The organism is Pseudomonas fluorescens (assembly GCF_902498195.1).
GTDB classification, from domain to species: Bacteria; Pseudomonadota; Gammaproteobacteria; order Pseudomonadales; family Pseudomonadaceae; genus Aquipseudomonas; species Aquipseudomonas fluorescens_BU.
Genome location: NZ_CABVIY010000001.1, coordinates 217,997 through 237,460, shown reverse-complemented (window position 1 = coordinate 237,460; position 19,464 = coordinate 217,997). Strand labels below are relative to the sequence as shown.

18 protein-coding genes are annotated in these 19,464 nt (G+C 63.5%); 7 read left to right on the top strand and 11 right to left on the bottom strand.

Features of this window, described 5'->3' with window-relative positions; genetic code table 11:
• Nucleotides 1-142: 142 nt before the first annotated feature.
• The gene (locus tag F8N66_RS01045) at nucleotides 143-649 is read left to right on the top strand and encodes a sigma-70 family RNA polymerase sigma factor (protein ID WP_150768410.1); all 507 of its coding nucleotides are present in this window, start codon (nucleotides 143-145) and stop codon (nucleotides 647-649) included.
• Nucleotides 646-1,398: an anti-sigma factor family protein gene (locus F8N66_RS01040; protein ID WP_150768409.1), complete on the top strand. Its 753-nt coding sequence runs from the start codon at nucleotides 646-648 to the stop codon at nucleotides 1,396-1,398. The genes F8N66_RS01045 and F8N66_RS01040 overlap by 4 nt, the downstream gene beginning before the upstream one ends.
• A gap of 139 nt (nucleotides 1,399-1,537) precedes the next feature.
• Here F8N66_RS01040 and F8N66_RS01030 read toward each other — a convergent pair whose 3' ends face one another.
• From F8N66_RS01030 to F8N66_RS01000, 7 genes are all read right to left on the bottom strand, one after another.
• Entirely contained in the window at nucleotides 1,538-2,500 is a 963-nt protein-coding gene (locus F8N66_RS01030) for a spore coat protein U domain-containing protein (RefSeq protein ID WP_150768408.1), read from the bottom strand.
• Nucleotides 2,497-4,854: a fimbria/pilus outer membrane usher protein gene (locus F8N66_RS01025; RefSeq protein WP_150768407.1), complete on the bottom strand. Its 2,358-nt coding sequence runs from the start codon at nucleotides 4,852-4,854 to the stop codon at nucleotides 2,497-2,499. Before F8N66_RS01025 ends, F8N66_RS01030 begins: the two co-directional genes overlap by 4 nt.
• Nucleotides 4,855-4,946: 92 nt before the next feature.
• Nucleotides 4,947-5,735 carry a molecular chaperone gene (locus tag F8N66_RS01020; RefSeq protein WP_150768406.1) on the bottom strand — a complete coding sequence of 263 codons (789 nt, stop codon included), beginning with the start codon at nucleotides 5,733-5,735 and terminating at the stop codon, nucleotides 4,947-4,949.
• 42 nt (nucleotides 5,736-5,777) lie between these two features.
• On the bottom strand, nucleotides 5,778-6,278 hold the full coding sequence (locus tag F8N66_RS01015) for a spore coat U domain-containing protein (RefSeq protein ID WP_150768405.1): 501 nt from the start codon (nucleotides 6,276-6,278) through the stop codon (nucleotides 5,778-5,780).
• 4 nt (nucleotides 6,279-6,282) lie between these two features.
• Entirely contained in the window at nucleotides 6,283-6,819 is a 537-nt protein-coding gene (locus tag F8N66_RS01010; RefSeq protein WP_150768404.1) for a spore coat U domain-containing protein, read from the bottom strand.
• Between the two features lie 20 nt (nucleotides 6,820-6,839).
• Nucleotides 6,840-7,370 carry a spore coat U domain-containing protein gene (locus F8N66_RS01005; protein ID WP_150768403.1) on the bottom strand — a complete coding sequence of 177 codons (531 nt, stop codon included), beginning with the start codon at nucleotides 7,368-7,370 and terminating at the stop codon, nucleotides 6,840-6,842.
• A 105-nt stretch (nucleotides 7,371-7,475) separates the two neighbouring features.
• On the bottom strand, nucleotides 7,476-8,003 hold the full coding sequence (locus F8N66_RS01000) for a spore coat U domain-containing protein (protein WP_150768402.1): 528 nt from the start codon (nucleotides 8,001-8,003) through the stop codon (nucleotides 7,476-7,478).
• A 283-nt stretch (nucleotides 8,004-8,286) separates the two neighbouring features.
• On the opposite strand from F8N66_RS01000, the gene zapE reads away from it, so the two are divergent.
• Complete coding sequence (gene zapE / locus F8N66_RS00995) at nucleotides 8,287-9,405, top strand: cell division protein ZapE (protein ID WP_150768401.1); 1,119 nt, start codon at nucleotides 8,287-8,289, stop codon at nucleotides 9,403-9,405.
• Nucleotides 9,406-9,581: 176 nt separating this feature from the next.
• A complete protein-coding gene (locus tag F8N66_RS00990; protein WP_150768400.1) occupies nucleotides 9,582-10,889 on the top strand; it encodes a leucine-rich repeat-containing protein kinase family protein in 1,308 nt (435 codons plus the stop codon).
• 83 nt (nucleotides 10,890-10,972) lie between these two features.
• Here F8N66_RS00990 and F8N66_RS00985 read toward each other — a convergent pair whose 3' ends face one another.
• Nucleotides 10,973-11,677 carry a YebC/PmpR family DNA-binding transcriptional regulator gene (locus F8N66_RS00985; protein WP_150768399.1) on the bottom strand — a complete coding sequence of 235 codons (705 nt, stop codon included), beginning with the start codon at nucleotides 11,675-11,677 and terminating at the stop codon, nucleotides 10,973-10,975.
• A 218-nt stretch (nucleotides 11,678-11,895) separates the two neighbouring features.
• On the opposite strand from F8N66_RS00985, the gene F8N66_RS00980 reads away from it, so the two are divergent.
• Entirely contained in the window at nucleotides 11,896-13,314 is a 1,419-nt protein-coding gene (locus F8N66_RS00980) for a type VI secretion system Vgr family protein (protein WP_150768398.1), read from the top strand.
• Between the two features lie 10 nt (nucleotides 13,315-13,324).
• Here F8N66_RS00980 and F8N66_RS00975 read toward each other — a convergent pair whose 3' ends face one another.
• A complete protein-coding gene (locus F8N66_RS00975; RefSeq protein WP_150768397.1) occupies nucleotides 13,325-14,716 on the bottom strand; it encodes an FAD-dependent oxidoreductase in 1,392 nt (463 codons plus the stop codon).
• A gap of 70 nt (nucleotides 14,717-14,786) precedes the next feature.
• Nucleotides 14,787-16,112, bottom strand: coding sequence for an MFS transporter (locus tag F8N66_RS00970; protein ID WP_150768396.1), 1,326 nt, complete (start codon nucleotides 16,110-16,112; stop codon nucleotides 14,787-14,789).
• A gap of 269 nt (nucleotides 16,113-16,381) precedes the next feature.
• On the opposite strand from F8N66_RS00970, the gene F8N66_RS00965 reads away from it, so the two are divergent.
• Nucleotides 16,382-17,254, top strand: a complete 873-nt coding sequence (locus F8N66_RS00965) for a LysR family transcriptional regulator (RefSeq protein WP_150768395.1) — start codon at nucleotides 16,382-16,384, stop codon at nucleotides 17,252-17,254.
• Between the two features lie 109 nt (nucleotides 17,255-17,363).
• Here F8N66_RS00965 and F8N66_RS00960 read toward each other — a convergent pair whose 3' ends face one another.
• Nucleotides 17,364-18,227 (bottom strand): LysR substrate-binding domain-containing protein, encoded by an 864-nt coding sequence (locus tag F8N66_RS00960; RefSeq protein WP_150768394.1) that lies wholly within the window; start codon nucleotides 18,225-18,227, stop codon nucleotides 17,364-17,366.
• Nucleotides 18,228-18,336: 109 nt separating this feature from the next.
• Between F8N66_RS00960 and F8N66_RS00955 the strand changes: the two genes are divergently transcribed.
• Nucleotides 18,337-19,446, top strand: coding sequence for a 2-aminoethylphosphonate--pyruvate transaminase (locus tag F8N66_RS00955; protein ID WP_150768393.1), 1,110 nt, complete (start codon nucleotides 18,337-18,339; stop codon nucleotides 19,444-19,446).
• The last annotated feature ends 18 nt before the right edge of the window (nucleotides 19,447-19,464 follow it).

The window sequence follows — 19,464 nt, the reverse complement described above, 5'->3', positions numbered from 1 at the left end:
ATCGGCCACAAGTGAGAAGAATCAGGCAGACGAACCCCACGGCGGTTTATTCCATCGCCTGGTGTTTATTTTTCCGGGCGTGGAATAACCTCGGATGCCGGGCGTCTTCCTAGTCCATAGCGTAGTGACTAGCCAGAACTTCATGAACGAGATCGACGAACAACTGAGAGAAATCATTCCCAGGTTGCGCCGCTTCGCCGTATCGCTGACGCGCAATGCCAGCAGCGCCGACGACCTGGTGCAGTCGTGCCTGGAGCGTGCGCTGTCGAGCTGGGGCGATAAGCGCCCCGAAGGCGACTTGCGCGCCTGGCTGTTCGCAATTCTGTATCGACAGTTTCTCGACGCCCACCGACGCTCCCGGCGCTATGCGCGAATGCTCGAATTCTTTACCGGGCGCGATGATGCGCAACCTTCGGTGGAGCGCACCGTGATCGCCCAATCGACCCTCAACGCCTTCGACCAATTGCCCGCCGAACAGCGCGCACTGCTGCTGTGGGTGTCGGTGGAAGGCCTGAGCTATAAAGAGGTCGCCGAGATTCTCGACGTCCCCACCGGCACCGTGATGTCCCGCCTGTCCCGGGCCCGCCAGGCCCTGCGCCAACTCAGCGATGGCGAAATCACCCGCCCTGCCCTGCGGAGACTCAAATGATCAGCATGCCCCCCAGCGAGCGTGACCTGCACGCTTATGTCGACCACCAACTCGGCGAAGACGACCGGCGTCTGGTGGAGACGTTTCTCGCCAGCCATCCGCAGACGGCTGCACAGGTTCGGGCCTGGCAACAGGACGCCCAGCAACTGCGCGCGGCCCTGAGTGGCGCCTTGCAGCAACCGGCCAATCCGGACCTCGATCCCGCGCTGATTCGCCAGCGCCTCAAACGCCAGTCCCGTCGTCACCTGGCCAGTGCCGCCGTGCTGTTGCTGGCCGTCAGCGTCGGCGGCTTCAGTGGCTGGCAGGCCCGGGAAATGACCCTGCTCAGCGCGGCGCAACCAATGGCCGATGCCCTGCAGGCTTACCGTTTGATTGCCGAGCAGGGTCTGCTGCCGGCGGACTACAAGGCCGGCGATGACGGCGACATGCAGGGCTGGCTCGATCGCTACTTCACCCAGGCCAATCGCTTGCCCGACCTTGCCGGCGCGGGCTTCAAACCGGTGAGCGGGCGCTTGCTCAGCACTGAACAGGGGCCGGCGGCGATGGTGGTGTATGAAGACCAGGGCGGACACAAGATCAGCTTCTACGTGCGCCCGCCGGGACCAAAGAACTTTATGTTGCCCAGGGGCAGTCGCAGCGATGGCGGATTGCAGGCCGAGTATTGGTCCGGGAGTGGCTACAACTATGCGATGGTCAGCCCGACGGACACGCCGGCGGCGCGGATGCTCAGGCAGACCCTGAACTTCTGATCACCATCACCCCCTGTGGGAGCGGGCTTGCTCGCGAAGGCGGTGTGTCATTCGGCAAAAAGGTTGACTGACACGGCCTCTTCGCGAGCAAGCCCGCTCCCACAGGGGATCGAAGGCGCCTGAACATCCGGCGGTCAGTTCAAAACCCCACATCCAGCACCACACTGTCCAGGTAAGTGCCGGCCGGCGGCGTCGTCTGGTCGGTATAAATCCTCGCGTTGTAATTGAAGACCTGGCTGCCGTTTCCCAACCCGTTCCCCGGATTGACCTCCGCATCCGAACTGGCCCGCCGCGCGGCGCCAACGCTGCCCCAACGGGTGGTGCCGGCGCTCTTGAAGATGTCGTAGGCCAGATAATTGCTGCCGGAAATCATCCGTCGACGTCCACCGACACTGAGCGGATTCTGCCCGTCGCTCAGCCCGACAGTGTAGGCACTGCCCTTGGTGCAGGTCAGGTTGATGGTCTGGCCGGTGACCGGGGTGAAGGCGCTGACCACCGGCGCGCTGCCAAAGGCGATATTCGGTGCGGTGATGATGCAGTCGTTGGCCACGGTGAGGTTGACCGTCAGCGTCGTGGTGCCACTGCTGATATCGCGGCCAATGCACACGGCGCCGATACCGATGCCCGAGCAATAGTTCCAGTTCCAGAAGATGCTCAGGGTTTCACTGTAGACCCCGGCCGCGACGTTACTGCCCAGGGTGGTGCCGAAATACAAGGGTACGGTTTTCGGCACCGTTCCATTGAGCAGGCCAAGGGCGTCGATGATGCCGTTGCGGGCAAAGTCGTAGGCGGTGCCGCGGGTCAGCGGGTAACTGGTGCTGTTGTTGGCGTAGATCGTGTAGCCAATGATGTCGCCGGTGGGCCCGCGCAAACCGCCCTGGGTCGAGGTGACGGTGGCCCAGAAGTGGTCGTTGCTGGTCAGCAATGACAGCAGCGAGCCGGTGCAGCTCAAGCCTGCATTGAGCGTGGAACCGGGCTGCGACGTCGTCCGCACGGCGATGGAACTCAGCGAGCCGAAGCTCACGGGCGCAGTCGTGACCACCGAGCACAGGGCCCACGCCGAACCCGGCAGCCAGAGGGCCAACAGCATCAGCCCCTTCATCGGCACACCAACGGCCCGATCAGTGGAATCTGATCCTGCTTCATGTCGACAGAGAATTGCACATGGCAGGTTTTCCCATCGGCCAGGGTTACCTGCAAACGGTTGTCGGCTTGCAGGTTTTCCAGGTACACCAGACCGTCCCAGCCGACCACGGTCTGCGTGCCACTCTGCTCATGCACCACGCCGCTGCCCAGGGGCAATTCCTGCTGCCGGGCATCCACCAGCACGATGCTCGCGGCGATCACCCGGCTGAGCGGGAACTCCAGCAGATAACCGCTGCCCCGCCGTACCGCAATGCGTTGTTCGACGTTCGGGCTGCGCACGTTGGACGGCAGGTTGAGCGGGTCGATTTCGTATTTGCCACGGTAGTAGGCGCTGCTCCAGGGCACCAACAGGTGGCCGTTGCGATCGGTCTGGCCGACCTGCTGGTTCTCGTAGCGCACCGGGATGTCGGCGTAGCCCTCGGTGCTGACCACCACAAAGGCATCGTCGATGCGATTGGCGGCGAACACCTGGCGGTCCATCCACACCAGCGACCCGCTGGCATCGGCCCAGCGGGTCTGGGCATCGCGGGTGCCGTAGACGCCCGCCTGCAACTGCACCGATTGCAGGCGCCAGGTCAGGTCGGCCTGGCGATAATCCGGCCCGTCACCCTTGGCGTAACCGAGGTTGAAGCCCACCCCGCCCTCGGTTGGCACGGCGCGGCTGTAGTTGACCCGCTGCCGGGTCTGCCCGGTCTTGCTGCGTTCGCTGCTGATCGCCAGGCTGCCGCGCAGGTCGAACGGAATCACCAGTTGCGCCTGCACCGCCCAGTTGCTGTCGCCGATCTCGCGGTTGGCCGACAGGTAGAAACTGCTGCTGCGCCACAAGGGTTTGCTCCACGTCAGGTTGAGCAGGCGGGTACGCGAATCGTCCGCGGCGCGCACGTCGAAGTACCCGGCGCCCAGGCTGCCCCAGGTATCGAGGTTGAGGCTCAGCGTCGCCTGCTCGCTGCGCTTGCTCAGGGTGGTGAAGGCGCTGTCGATCACGGTCAGGTCGGCGTATTGATCACGCCGTTGCAGGCGCTGCCAGGAAAAACTGTAGCGCTGGCTGCTGTACTGATAACCGAGGCTCAGTTGTTGCCCGCTTTGGCCGTCGAAACGGCTTTGGCTGACGGCACTGTTGAGCACCCCGAAATTGCCCAGGCGCACATTGCCGCCGACGCCGCCGAGGGTCAGGGAATCGGAGGCTTCGGCGTGGCTTTCCACAGTGAAGTTGTCACTCAGGCCGTAGCGCAGGCTGCCGGAGGTGACACCGGGGCCGTAACTGAAATCGCGCAAGCCGTAGTCCTGGCGCAAGGTGCCCGCCGCCACGGAAAAGTCCGACAGGCCTTTTTGCAGCAAACTGCTGGTGACGTAGAACGGCACCGTGGTCGACACCTGTCGCCCCAGTGCGTCGGTGGTGACCACCACGGCTTCGCCGGCGCCGTTAATGAACGGAATATTGGTCAACGTGTAAGGACCGGGCTGCAAATCGGCGCTGCTGGATTTGTAGCCGTTGATGAACAGGTCCACCGAGGACGGCACGGCCGCTTCACCGGCAAACTGCGGCAAGGGGTACGTCACCAGGTCCGGACGCACGCCGAAGTCCCGCGACCATTGCACACCGCCCAGGCGCACCGAACTGCTCCAGGGCAAGGCACCGCTGACCAGGTCGCCAGCCTCGTAGGTCAGCAGCCGATCATCGTCGGAGTAACGCCAGGTGGTGTCGTAGCGCAGGTAGCCATTGTTCAGCGTGTTGAGTTCACCACCGGACAAGGTGCGACGATATTGCCCGGTATTGGACAGCGTGCCCCAGCCGTCGAACAGCCGCACTTCATTCCACGCCGCCAGGTAGGTGCCGGCGTCATCGGTGTCGTTGAGGTACAGGCCATAGTTGAGCAAGGCGCCGAAACTGCTCAGGGCCGGGGTGCGCGGATACACTTCGCGACGGCCGACAAACTGCTCGGGCAGCCAGTCTGGCGGCACGTCCAGCAACAGGCGCTGTGCGTGACTGTCGTACTCGCTGTGCAGGCCCGGCAGGCTGTCGAGGCCGACTTCGGCGCCGATGTCCTGTGGCAGTTTCATGCCGGTTTCACGCAACGCGCTGGCGGGCACGAAGAACTGCCCGTTGCGCTGCTCGACCGCCACGACCCGTCCGGTGTTCATCTGGTTGACCACCAATTCCAGAAACAACTGCGCATCGGCCACCGCCTCCATGCCACTGGGCGGAGGCGGCAGATCGCCGGCCTGCGCATGATGAATGAGTGCCAGGCAACAGACACAGCCAACGACCCACCACGGACGCTGCAAACTGCGAGCCTTACCCTGGCTCATTACCGCTGTACGTCCGTCAATGGACAATTACCTCCGTGTGCCGCCGGTAACGATCGCAGCCTGCGCCAGCGCCTACAGATAAAAACGCTTGTTCATTTTGCCGGTGGAATGCTCTGCACCTGTGGCCCGCCATTGACCCGCACCTGCAGCGCCGGGTCGCCAGCCACCGGGCCGGGCGCGGGCCAGCGCATGATCGCGCCGGGCAACACATACCCCAGCAATCCGTCCACCAGCGGTTTGCTCTGGCTGCCCTGCTTGAGTGCCACATCGGTCAGGCGCGCGTGCACCGCTCCCTGGTTGCGCACCTCGACATAGGGACGCCCGTCCACCGCCACCGTGCGCCAGCTCAGGTCCGGCAGGCCAACGCCTTTCGGATCGCGCGGGCGGGTGGTGTCTTCCTTGCTCCACAGCCCCGCGCCATAGGCAAACAGCGGCACCGAATAGCGCATCTGGAAACGAATGGCCGCCGCGGTCTTGCCGTCGTCGGCCTCGGGTGGCCTGGCCGAAGGAATTTCATCGATGATGATGCGGTAGGCCAGCTCCTGCCCCGGCGGGATGTCCCGGGTGCGGGTCAGGCGCACCAGTTGTTTCTGGCCCGGCTCGATCTTCGCCACCGGCGGGCTGCCGATCACGTCGCGCTGGTTCTGGTATTGATCGCTGAAGCCGCTCTGGCTCCAGGCAAACACCCGGATTTGCAGATTGGCGGTCTCGTTCCCGCGATTTTCCAGCCACAGGGCGCTGGCCTGTTGATCGGCCTCCAACACCGGATCGATCGGCCAGATCAGCACCGAACTCGCCGCCTGCACCTTGGCCGCCCCCAGCCACAGCAGGGCCAGCAACGCGTGACGTACGACCGAAGGCCGTTGCGATGGTGAACTCATGTCCCACTCCTTATGCCCGTCGGGCCTGATCCGTTCGCCCCGTTACCACGACAGCTGCACTTGCAGTACGTCGCTGTAGGTCCCCACGGGCTGATTGCCCGGTAACTGCACCTGACCGTAAATCGGCAGGCTGATGTTGTTCGCGTTGCTGTACGACACCGCCACGCTCTGCCCGATTCCCAGGCTCTGGCTGAACGCCGCGTCGCGAAACAGCTGGTACGCCAACCGGTTGCTGCCGGTGGTGAGCTGCAGGTGTCGCCCGCCGCTGTTGTACTGACCGCCATCGACACTCATGTTCAGCGTCACGCCCGGCGTGCATTGCAACTGCACGCCGCCAGTCAGCGCCACCTGCACCGTGCCGGTGGCCTGGGCCGGGCGACTGCCGAAGTTCAGGCTGCCGTAACTGGACACCCCGCCGACCACCAGGCACCCGGGCGTCACGGTGGCGCTGACCTGGAAGCTCTGGCTGGTCACCGCCGCCAGCGGCAACGGCACGCAGCCCGCACACAGCAGGAGCAGCGCCGCCCGGCCATGTCGGGCCATGGCGCTAGAACGTCAGTTCAACGGAAATGGTGTCGGTGTAGGTGCCCGCTGGCAGACCGGCCTTGCCCACCGCCTGACCGTAGATGTTCACGGTCTGCGCCTCACCGGTGCTGGCCGCGAGGTTGATCACCCCGTCAATGGCCAGGATCTGCGAGTGTCCCGCGTCGGTGTACAAGTCGTACGGCACATAGTTGGCGACACCGTCGTACAGCGCCCGGGTGCCGCCCGGCGATTGTCCGTCGTGGGCGCCAGCACGCACCTTGACCGTTGGCGTGGTGCCGCTGGAGCACAGAATCGACAGCGCGCCGCCGCCACCGCCCAGCACCTGTCCATTGGCGGTGGTGAACTGGGTGTTGTCGGTGCCGAAATTCAAGGCACCGAAGTTCAGGCCCGTAGCACCGCTGGACCCGTTGACCTGACAACTGCTGGTCAGGACCAGGCTGGAGGTGATCTGGCCGGTGACCGTGGTGGCTGCCTGGGCGCCGGACGCCAGGGTCAGGCCAAGCAATGACAAACCTATCCTTGATGCAAACGTACGCATGGTGTCCTTCCTCTACGGGGTTACCAGTCGAGCGTGACCGTCAGGGTGTCGGTGTAGACACCAGCCGGTAACGCGCGGGTGTTCGCCACCACCGAGCCGAATACCGGGATCGGTATCTGCGCCCCGCTGGTGACAGCGAAATTGTGATGTTGGCCGATGCTGTAACGCTGGTTGCCGGAAGCATCGAGGAACAATTGATAGGCAATGGTCTGGCTACCGTTGCTCAGGCGTCGGGTGGTGCCGTCGCCATGGCTGCCGCCATCGATGGTGACGGTGAAACCGGTGACCGAGGGATTGCAGGCCACGTTCAACTTGCCGCTGGCTTCATCACTGAGACTGGCCCTGATCGGGTTGTTCCAGGTCGGCCCTTGCTGGCCGAAATCCAGCGTGCCGAACTCGCTGAGCGGAACGCCCGGACTGGCAGCGTTGCTCACTTCGCAACCGGCGATCAGCGTCAGCCGGGCCTGGATCTGCCCGCTGACGGCCGCCTGCGCGATACCGCTCGACAGCACCAGCGTTCCCACGGCGAAAACCATCCAGAACCTTGTCATCACACCCATCCCAATTCCTTCAGGATCAAACACACGGTCGTTCGTTCGCGAACGCCCCCTTCCTTGCACAACCCGGATCCGCCAGGTTGCCTGTTGCTGTTGCGCTTACCAGGTCAGGGTCACCTTCACCAGGTCCGAATAACGGCTGACCCGGGGAATCTCCGCCAGGGGCTCGATGCGGGCATACAACGGCAAATCCACCGAGCCGCTATCGGGCACGCGACCGCTCACCGGCACATCCACCGCCAGCGGAATGCGCCGGGCCGGGTCCTGGTAGAGGCGATACGGAATGGGTTTGCTGTGTTCGGCGTCGCCCGCCATGTAGCGCACGTCGCCGACGCCACCGTGCAGGCCGCCATCGACGCGTAATTGATAAGGGGTATCGGGGTTGCATTCGAGCCGTGGCAAGCGCTCGTTCATCAGGGCCGCCCCCAGCGGCCCGGTACGATCATCCAGGCGCGCGCTGCTGCCGAAATCCAGCATGCCCAGTTGCTCGCCGCCGGCGCTGCGTTGTTGCCCGACCAATTGACAGCCACGCTGCACGTCGACCCGCACCTGCACCAGCAGATCAGCGGCCGACACCGATGCACAAAGCCCTACGCCCAAGACTGCCACTGCCACATGTCCATTCACGGCCCCATTCCTTTTGAGGGAGGTCTTGTGAAAAAAAGATTAGCAAGACATCGAAATATCGCCAGTCGCACGTCAAAATTGGATCCGTACAAAAGCAGTGATTTCGTATGGCCATTACCGGAAAACACTCGGATTGCAACGGGCAATAAGCTGTACACACCGCAGTATTCTGTCTAACAATCCCTCGCCCTCGTCGACACAACTGGAAGCAAATTGCCCCTTTTGGTTAAACTGGCCGCTGTGGCTCGGGGAGCCTGCCTGAAGATTACGGGGTGACATCACAGTGGCCGTTCGACCGCCCAACCGTTCGCGACTCGCACCGCGCTGGTCATCGTTGCGCCGTCTCTTTGGCAAGGCATCGAACCCCGGCACGCCGAATGGCCGGGTCATCCATGACTACTTTCATCACAAGGCTCATTCCCAGGGCTACACCCTCAGCCACAGCCAGCAACGCGTGATCGACTGCATGGCGCAGCACGCCATGACGCTGCAGGGGGTCGGGGCGAAAACCCTGCCGGGTCTTTACCTGCATGGCGCCGTGGGCCGGGGCAAGAGCTGGCTGCTCGACGGCTTTTTCCAGGCCATCCCCCTGGCGGAAAAACAGCGCCTGCACTTCCACGAATTCTTTGCCCGGTTGCACCAGGGGATGTTCCGTCATCGCGATCAACCGGATGCGCTGGCGACCACCCTCGATGAATTGCTCAGCGATTGCCGGGTGCTGTGCTTCGACGAGTTCCACGTCCACGACATCGGCGATGCGATGTTGATCACGCGGCTGTTCAAGGCCCTGTTCCGCCGCGGCATCCTGTTGCTGGTGACCTCCAATTACCCGCCGGAAGGCCTGCTGCCCAATCCGCTGTACCACGCGCGCTTCAAACCGGTGATCGACCTGATCAATGCGCGCATGCAGGTGATGGAAGTCGGCGGCCCCCATGACTATCGCAGTCAGGCCAGAACCCACGCGCAGCAACTGTTCACCCAGGGCTTGTATGTGTGGCCCGCCACCCAGGCGCAGCGACGTGCCTCGAACCTGCCCGCCGCCGACGCGCCGGCCATCGCCCTGCCGGTCGGCACGCGCCATCTGCCCGCCCGCTACTGTGAGGGGCGCACCATCGGCTTCACCTTCAGCGACCTGTGCGACCACCCCACGGCGGTCATGGATTACCTGGAACTGTGCCGGCGCTTCGATCACTGGATCATCGACGAACTGCCCAGCCTGGCCGACTGCTCGATTGCCGCCCAGCAGCGCTTCATCAATCTGGTGGACGTCTTGTACGACCAGGACAAGCACCTGATCCTGCTCGGGCAGCGTTCGTTGCGCGAAAGCCTGGGTGGCGATGCCATTGACCTGGCGCGCACGCGCAGCCGGTTGGGGCAGTTGGTCGAGGTGCGAGAAGCTTAGTTTTCTGGTGTGGTTGAACGCCTCTTCGCGAGCGAGCCCGCTCCCACAGTAGACCGAGTCGTTTGAAAGAACGCGGTTAACTGTGGGAGCGGGCTTGCTCGCGAAGGCGCCCTGACAGGCAACACAGTCACCCGCTATCATGCCGCCCATTCTTGAATCGATAGCGAACTCCGCTCATGCACACCCTCGCACAACTGCGCGCCGGCTCACTGGCAGGCATCACGCGCCTGGACCTGAGTTGCGGCCTGACCGAGTTCCCCCGGGAAATCTTCGACCTGGCCGACTCCCTGGAAGTGCTCAACCTCAGCGGCAATGCCCTGAGCAGCCTGCCCGACGACCTGCATCGCCTGACTCGCCTGCGCGTGTTGTTCTGCTCCGATAACCGGTTCACCGAACTGCCCGCCTGCATCGGCCGCTGCGCGGCGCTGAGCATGGTCGGCTTCAAGGCCAACCGCATCCAGCACGTACCGGGTGAAGCATTGCCGCCGCTGCTGCGCTGGCTGATCCTCACCGACAACCGAATCGAATCCCTGCCGACCGAACTGGGTGAACGCCCGCACCTGCAAAAACTCATGCTCGCGGGCAACCGCTTGCAAGGCTTGCCCGAGAGCCTGCGCAATGGCCATCGACTCGAACTGATCCGCCTCGCCGCCAACCGCCTGACCGAACTGCCGCAATGGCTGCTGTCACTGCCGAGCCTGGCCTGGCTGGCCTACGCCGGTAACCCGCTGGAAACCGAAGCCACCCTTGAACCGACGGCGAGCATCCCCTGGTCGCAGCTGCGGCTGGAACAGCAACTGGGCCAAGGCGCTTCGGGCGTGATCCATCGGGCCAGCTGGGCGCAACCGGGACGACCCGTCTCACCCGTCGCCGTCAAACTCTACAAAGGCGAAATGACCAGCGACGGCTCGCCGCTGCACGAAATGAACGCCTGCATCACCGCCGGCCTTCACCCCAACCTGATTCGCGTTGAAGGCCGGATTGTCGATCATCCGCAGCACACCGCCGGGCTGGTGATGCAACTGATCGAACCGGACTTTCGCAACCTCGCCGGATTGCCAAGCCTGGCGTCCTGCAGCCGCGACATCTATGCCGACGACACGCGCTACAGTGCCGGTGTCGCCCTGGCTATTGCCCGAGGCATCGCTTCGGTGGCCGGGCATTTGCACCGCCAGGGCATCACCCACGGCGACCTCTATGGCCACAATATTCTGTTCAACGAGCACGGCGCTTGCCTGCTGGGCGACTTCGGCGCGGCGTCTTTCCATGCCATGGCGGACAGCCTTGAAAGCCGTGCATTGCAGCGGATCGAGGTGAGGGCGTTCGGGATTCTGCTGGGGGAGTTGCTGGAGCGGATTGATTCGGGGCTGGCCGATGGACAGCGTGTTCAACTGGAGGCGCTGCAACAGCGCTGCTGCCAGCCGGATGTGCTGGCGCGGCCGGGGTTCAGCGAGATCGTTCAGGTATTGGAATTACAGGCGTAAATAACAGATCGCAGCCTCCGGCAGCTCCTACAGGTGTGCGCGTAACCCTGTAGGAGCTGCCGGAGGCTGCGATCTTTTGATGTTTAACCCGCCAACCCGACAAACATGTCCTGCACGTCGTCATGGTTATCGAGACCTTCAAGGAAGGCTTCGACTTCAGCCATCTGCTCGTCGCTCAGGCCGCTGACCGGGTTTTTCGGCTGATAGCCCAGCTTGGCCGACAACACGGTGAACCCTTGCTCAGGCAGGGCTTTCTGTACCGCATCAAGGTCCGTTGGCTCGGTCAGGAACAGGGTCGCGCCGTCTTCACCGGGCTCGAAATCCTGGGCACCGGCTTCGATGGCGGCCATTTCCGGATCGGCATCCGGGGTGTCCGGCGAGGCTTCGATCATGCCGACGTGGTTGAAATCCCAGGCCACGGAGCCGGAAGCGCCCAATTGGCCCTTGCGGAAGGCAACGCGGATTTCAGCGACAGTGCGGTTGATGTTGTCGGTCACGCACTCCACGATCAGCGGCACCTGATGCGGGGCAAAACCTTCATAGGTCACGCGATGGTATTGCACGGTTTCGCCCAGCAGGCCCGCGCCCTTCTTGATGGCGCGATCCAGGGTTTCCTTGGGCATCGACGCTTTCTTGGCCTGTTCGACCACCAGGCGCAGGTGTGCGTTGGTGGTGATATCAGCACCGTTGCGCGCAGCAATGGTGATTTCCTTCACCAGTTTGCCGAAGATCTTGCCCTTGGCATTGGCTGCCGCTTCTTTGTGTTTAACCTTCCACTGTGCGCCCATTACTCACTCTCTTGTCTATGGCGCCGAGACATCTATTGGCCGACGCATGGCGCCAAGTTTATACGGCCTAAAGTTGGCAATCGACCAAAAATTCTCACCGCCAATCGACAACTTCACCGGCCGTTGTAGGGCGATTCTGAAACTGCGAATTGCGATGACAACAAAGCCCTGGGGTTTCGTACCCTCTGCGCCCGTCCTCCATGGCAGAAGCGCATTCGATGCACAACGACAAGGAAAGTCCCTTCACCCTGACCCTCCTCCACGACGTCCTGAACCTGCCGGTGCTGCAGTTCAGCGGACACGAGGCCCTCAACCAACCCTATCGATTCGACCTCGAAGTGCTCGGCCCGGCACCGGCCATGGACCTCGAACACTTGCTGCAACAACCGGCGTTTCTCAACCTCGGGCACGGGCATGGGGTCCATGGCGTGTTGCACAGCGTCAGCCGCGAACATCGCGGGCCTCGGCGGATCGCCTACAAACTGGTACTGGTGCCCGCGCTGCAAGCGCTGGATTGCCATCGATCGCGGCGGGTATTCCAGCACCTCAGCGTGCCCATGATCCTGCGCCAGTTGCTGTTGGAAAATGAACTGTCCGACAGCAGCTATCGCTTTGAATTGGCGACCGGGCACTATCCGCCGCGACCGTTTTGCATCCAGTACGAGGAAACCGATCTGGCCCTGCTACAACGGCTGTGCGAGGAGGAAGGCATTCACTATCACTTCGAACATCAAAGCGACGCGCACATGCTGGTCTTCGCCGAAGATTGCCTGAGCTTTCCGCAAGAACCGCTGCTGATGCCGTTCCATGGCGATACCGGCGACGCCGGCGACTCACCCACCATCAGTGAGTTGTTCCAGCGCCATGACGCGCCACCCTCGACTGCCCGACTGGACAGCAGAAATCGCGGTGCCAGCGGCGGCGACAGCGCGGCCAATCATCCCTTTGACCCGATAATGCCGCCCCTGCCCCGCCCCGCCCTCGAACAGCGCCATCGCGACCAACTCGCCCGTCGGGACCTGGAGCGCCTGCGGTGTCGCCCGTTACAGATCCACGGCCAAAGCAATCACGACCGATTACGCAGTGCTCATATCGTGCAGGTGTCCGACCATCCGCTGCCGGGGTTCAATGATCAATGGCTGATAACCCAGGCACGGCATCAGGGGTCGGCACTGGCGTCGGATACGCCCGTCATGGCGCCGCGTTACCGCAATCAGTTCACCGCCATTCCATGGTCGACGGTGTTCCGCCCCGAGCTAACGCAGGCCAGGCCGAACATCCCGGGCCTGCAGCCCGCCCGGGTGAACGGCGCGGTCGGGCAGCCAACGACGCTGGATGATAGAGGCCGGATCCAGGTCAGCTTATGGCCCGCACCGGACGCTGATCCCGAGGCGCCCGGCGGTCTGTGGGTACCGGTCGCCCTGGCCACGCCCGGCACCGCTTTCGACCCGTCGCAGCTGCCATTGGCCGGCAGCGACTGTCTGGTAGGTTTTCTCGACGGTGACGCTGACCGACCGGTGTTTTGCGCCAGCCTGGCGGAGCGCCCCGCCCCCCGCTCCAGCCGCTCCCGCGAACCGCAAGCCGATACCCGCCTGCTGCTCGACTGGCTGACCAGGCCCGCGGATCCCGCGCCCTGACACAGGGGCATCAGCCCTTGTCCGCCTTCCCCGCCGCCGCGGCGAACTTCGCCAGGCGCACGTCCAGGTGCCGTGGCCTGCGCCCATGATCCTCGGCGCGTTCCTTGCGGCGGATGGCGTTGCGGACCATCAGCGAGCCCAGGTAACGAATCGGTTCCGGCGGGAAAAAACCCAGGGGTCCGTTCACCAGCGGCGAACGGGTCCAGGGGTTGTCGAGGCCCTGGACCATCGACGCCAGAATCTGCCCGCCCATATGGCACGGCCCGACTCCGCTGCCGGAATAGCCGAAGCCGTAGAACACGTTGCCACTGGCGCTCATTTGCCCGAAAAACGGCAGCCCCGTGACCGAACGGTCCGACGGTCCGTTCCAGGTCGCCTCGACCTTGACGTCGGCAAAGGCCGGGAAAAAATCCGCCAGGCTGCTTTGCAACAGTCCGGCATAAGGCGACGGCTGATCGAACACCGGCAACATGCGCCCGCCGTAGGCAAAGGTATTTCCGCCTTTGCCGAGCATGATCCGGCCGTCCGGGGTGTTGTGGTAGTAGTGCACGAAAATCCGTGAATCGAGCACCGTGACGCCGCTGGTCAACCCGATTTCATCGAGCAGGTCGGGCCGGGGCTCGGTGATCGCCATGTCGCTGGAAACGATCGCCACGCTGCGTTCGAACTGCGGGAACGCCCGGGCCATCCAGGCGTTCATCGCCAGCACCACGCGATCGGCGCGAACGGTGCCGTTCGCGGTTTGAATCCCCGCCGGCTTGCCTTCTTCCAACCCGGTCATGGCGGTGTTCTCATGAATTTTCACCCCCAGTTGCAGCGCCACCCGGCGCAAACCGCGCACCAGTTTTCCCGGCTGCACACTGGCGGCCGCCGGGGAAAACCAGCCTTCGAGGTGTTTGCCGGAGCCGGCCATGCGTTGCACGTCAGCCAGCGGCCGTTGGCTGAACGAGTTGATGCCATGGCGCTCCAGCGCCGCGATCACCGCATCGGTCGAGCCCACCTGGGCGCGATTGGTCGCGGTGTAGAGCGTGCCGTCGAGGCGGTAGTCCGCGTCGACGCCGTACTGCTCGCAGAAGGCACCGATGGCATGGATGCTGCGCTCGGATTCCTTGACCAGGCGCACCGCTTCTTCGACGCCGAACAGCCGTTCCAGGGTGAAATACTTGGCTGACCACGACAACGCGCAACCCCCGTTGCGCCCGCTGGCACCGGCGCCGCAGATGTCCGCTTCGATCAGCAGCACATCCAGTTCCGGGTTCTGCTCCTTGAGCATGATCGCGGTCCACAACCCGGTATAGCCGCCGCCGACGATGCACACGTCGGCGCGGGTATCGCCCTGCAATGGCGGACAGCTGTCGCTCGTTTCTGCCTTCAAGGCCTGGTCCAGCCAAAAGGGTCTCATGGGGTCGATCTCCGGTCAGATGTCCACACGCCAACCTGCCGCAGGCGCAGCAGGCCGCGAGGGACAGGGGTCAGGTACGCAGCGGTTTAACGTTCATCGGCCCGTTAGGCACGAACGGATAGTTGGTTTTCAGGCCGCCGGGGCGGCTGTTCCAGTGTGGGATCAGGACCAGCGCGGAGAACATCGCGCAGCCGGCGAAGACGATGAACACGGTCACGGTGTCGAAGTAGCCCGGCAGCAACCCGCCGAGAATCGCCCCGACCGAACCGCAACCGTTGACGAAGCCCGCCGCCGTGGCGCCCGCCTTGGCCGTGCCGAAATCGATGGCGGCCGCGCCGCTGATCATCGAGTCCGGTCCATAGAGGGTCAGGCCCATGACAAACAGCAAGGCCACCACCAGCGCCACGCTGCCGGTGTGCAACGCCCCCATGAAGAAGGCCAGCGACACGGTCAGCGCCAGCAGGCTGATCACGCAGGCCGGCATGCGTCGGGCGCCGAACAGTTTGTCGGAGGCCAGGCCGATCATGATCGGCCCCAGCAAACCGGCCAGCTCGAAGGCGGTAGGAATGATCGCCGCGCCCACCTTGCCCACCTGTGGCATCTGTTCGAAAACGATCACCGGGCCCCAGAGCAGAATCGCGTAGCGCGCCGGTTTCAACATGAAATACGCGAGGCCGAGAATCAGTACGGTCCGGTTGCGCAGGATCTCCTTCAAAGGCTCCAGGACGCTGATCTTGCTCTGGGCGTGCGCCTCTTCGGCGCTCAACACCGGCTCCGGCTCCACCGCCGGCAGGCCCACATCTTCGGGTTTGTTGCGCTGGAAAATGAAGAACAGCACCGCGACAACGGCGACCACCGCCGCACTGGAAATAAACGCTGCGTGCCACGAACCGATCAGCGTGTACGCCCACCAGCCGGCAAACGGCGACGCCACCAGCCCGCCAAAGGCATAGCAGGAACTCCACAACCCCAGCACCCGCCCGCGCTGCTCGGCGGGAAAGAAACTGCCCAGGTTCTTGCACAGCCCCGACCATCCCGTGGACTGCGCCAGGCCCTGGATCAGCATGCACGTGGCGAAGATCGGCAAAGTGGCGAAACTGCCCATCACCAGCGCCGCCACCGCGGAAATCAGCAACCCGCCCAGCACCACCACGCGCGGGCCGAACCGGTCGGCGAGGATGCCCCAGGTGAATTGGCCAATGGCGTAGGCGGTCAGGTAAATGGCGTCGAGGTTGGCCATGGCCATTTTGTCGAGCATGAAGGTCGGGTCTTCGCCGATCCCGAGTTTGGCAACGGAAAACGCTTTGCGGGTGAAGTAGAAAGCGGCGTAGGCGAGCCAGGTGATCGCGAAGATCTGCACGCGCCAACGCTTGATGGTGCCGATGTGCTTGTTCATTGTGGTTCTGACCTCAGGGTGTGAGTGTGCCGGCAGAATTGGAAGAAAACGCCTGTGTTTTTTATTGTTGAGCACTGCGAAATCGCCTTGTCCCTGTGGGCGATTCCGGTCAGATGAGTCCTGCTGTTGCACGCACAGGCTCATGGCCACCGAGGCTGTTCGACCGACCAGTCACCGGGGCTGAGGTGGATAAAAACAATTACTGATTAATAAGTGAAATCGATTTATCGTATTTCCAATATAAGCTCAGCTTGTTACTGGAGGTTTCGATGTCGGTTTCCCACGCCCAGCTCAAAGCCTTCCACGCCGTGGCCGTTCACGGAAGCTTCACCAAGGCCGCCGAGCGGTTGTTCCTCACGCAACCGGCGATCTCCGACCAGGTGCGCAAACTCGAGGAGCGCTATGGCGTCCTGCTGTTCCACCGCAACAAACGTTCGGTGCGCCTGACCGATTTGGGCGAACGCCTGCTCGGCGTGACCCAGAAGCTGTTCGTCATCGAAGCCGAAGCCCAGGAGCTGTTGCAGGACTCCCAGGCCTTGCAGACCGGCAGCCTGATTCTGGCGGTGGATGCGCCGGTGCACGTGTTGCCGCAAATCGCCCGCTTCTGCGAACGCTACCCCGGTATCAGCGTGAAGATTGAAACCGGCAACACCGATGAATCGTTGTTCCGGCTGTTCAATTACCAGGCCGACCTGGCGTTGCTGGGCCGTGAAGTCAGCGACGAACGCCTGATCTCGTTACCGCTGCGCAATGATCCGATGGTGGCGTTCGTGTCACGCAATCACCCGTGGGCCGACCGCGAGTCCATCTGCCTGGCAGACCTCGACGACACACCGCTGGTGTTGCGGGAAATCGGCTCGGTGACCCGCCAGACCCTGGAAGAAGAAATGGCCGGCGCGGGGTTTCGCATCCGCCCGGCGATCCAGGTCGAAGGTCGGGAAGCGGCGCGTGAGGCGGTGGTGGTGGGGATTGGTATCGGGGTGGTGTCCGCCGCCGAATTCGGTGCCGATTCCAGGGTGTGTGCGTTGCCGATTGTCGATTGCAAACGGCGCTTGACCGAGACGCTGGTATGCCTGCGCGAGCAGAGTTCGCGGCGGATTGTGGCGACGTTTCTGGAGATGGTGCGCGAGAGTCTTGCATAGGCAGGTCCGGCCTCTTCGCGAGCAAGCCCGCTCCCACATTTGACCGCATTATTCCAAACGACTCGGGCAAATGTGGGAGCGGGCTTGCTCGCGAAGGCCGCACCGCGGTCTATCTGCCTGGCGCCAAGCCGAAAAACGCCTGTATCAGCCGCAAATCCCGCCGCCGCTCCATGCACCCCATCATGTGCCGGTTCACCAACCCCTCGCCAATGATCGGCACCGCCGCCACCCTGGGGTCATGGCTGACTTCCACCGACGACACCACGCCCACGCCCAACTGCGCCGCCACCGCTTCCGTCACCGCTTCACGACTGTCCAGCTCCAGCAGCACCCGTGGATTCACCCTGGCCTGGGCGCAGGCCTCATCGAAGGTGCGCCGGGTGATCGAACTCGGCTCACGCAACACCATGATCACTTGATCGAGTGCCTCCAACGCCACGCCTTGGCTGTTTTGCGTCCACGGGTGGCCCTCGGGCACCAGCGCGCAAATGCGTGATTCGCTCAGGGCTTGCAGATGCAACCCCTTGCGCGGCTCGACCTCGGTCAGCACCGCCACGTCGGCGTGCTCGGACAACAGTGCCGCCAGGGTTTCCTGGGCGTTACCCAGGCGCAGGTTCACGGTGATCCCCGGATAGCGTTCGCGCAGCCTCGCGAGCATTGGCATGACCATGTGCGGCCCGTCCGCCGCCACTTCCAGGCGCCCGGTGAGCAACTGGCGGTTGGCCTCCAGCATCGCCTGCGCCTCTTCGGCCAGCCCGAACATCGCCCGGGTGATCGCCGCCAGCTTGGTCCCCTCTTCCGTCAGCTCCACCCGTCGCGCGGTGCGCCGCAACAAGGTGATCTGATAGTGCTCTTCCAGCGCCTTGATGTGCCCGGTGACCGCTGGCTGGCTGATGAACAGGCGGGCAGCGGCGCGGGTGAAGCTGCCCTCGCGGGCCACGGCATCGAAGGCGCGGAGTTGGAACAGGTTCATGAATAACTCTCACTGATGGCTGGCATAACAACAAACAATTTGATTGATAACTCGGCAAATTGCAATTTAGGCCCCGTAGCTTCAGCCCATCGATTGCGAGGACACGAGAATGAGTACTGCCGCCCCCATCCTGCTCACCCCCGGCCCGTTGACCACGTCGCCCCGCACCCGTCAGGCGATGATGGTGGACTGGGGTTCATGGGATGACCGCTTCAATCAACTGACCGCCAGCCTCTGTGAACAATTGCTGGCGATCATCAACGGCGCCGCCAGCCACCACTGCGTGCCCCTGCAAGGCAGCGGCACCTTCGCGGTCGAAGCCGCCATCGGCACCCTGGTGCCGCGCGACGGCAAAGTCCTGGTGCTGATCAACGGTGCCTACGGCAAACGCCTGGCGAAAATCTGCGAAGTGCTTGGCCGTTCCTTCAGCACCTTCGAAACCGCCGAAGACGAACCGACCACCGCCGCCGACGTCGACCGCCTGCTACGGGCCGATGCCGGCATCACCCACGTTGCGCTGATTCACTGCGAAACCAGCACCGGCATTCTCAACCCGCTGCCGGACATCGCCCAGGTAATTGCGCAACACGGCAAGCGCCTGATCATCGACGCCATGAGTTCTTTCGGCGCGCTGCCGGTGGATGCGCAACACGTGCCGTTCGATGCGCTGATCGCAGCGTCCGGCAAGTGCCTGGAAGGCGTTCCGGGGATGGGCTTTGTGTTTGCCCGCAAAGCGTCACTGGCCGCAGCGGCGGGTAACTCGCACTCGCTGGCGATGGATCTGTTCGACCAGCACAGCTACATGGCCAAGACCGGCCAGTGGCGCTTTACGCCACCGACCCACGTGGTCGCGGCGCTGCACGAAGCCCTGCTGCAATACAACGAAGAAGGCGGCCTGCCCGCCCGGCATGCGCGTTATGCCGCCAACTGCCAGGCACTGATGGAAGAGATGGCCAAACTGGGACTGCGCAGCTTCCTGCCAGCCGCGATCCAGGCCCCGATCATCGCCACCTTCCACGCCCCGAAAGACCCGCGCTACCAGTTCAAGGAGTTCTACGAACGGGTCAAGGCCAAGGGCTACATCCTCTACCCCGGCAAACTGACCCAAGTCGAAACCTTCCGCGTCGGCTGCATCGGCCATGTCCAGCCGGCCGAAATGCGTGAAGCCGTGGCCGCCATTGCCGAGGTCTTGCGCGAGATGGAAGTCCTGGAAATCTAAACCACCCCCAAATCCCCT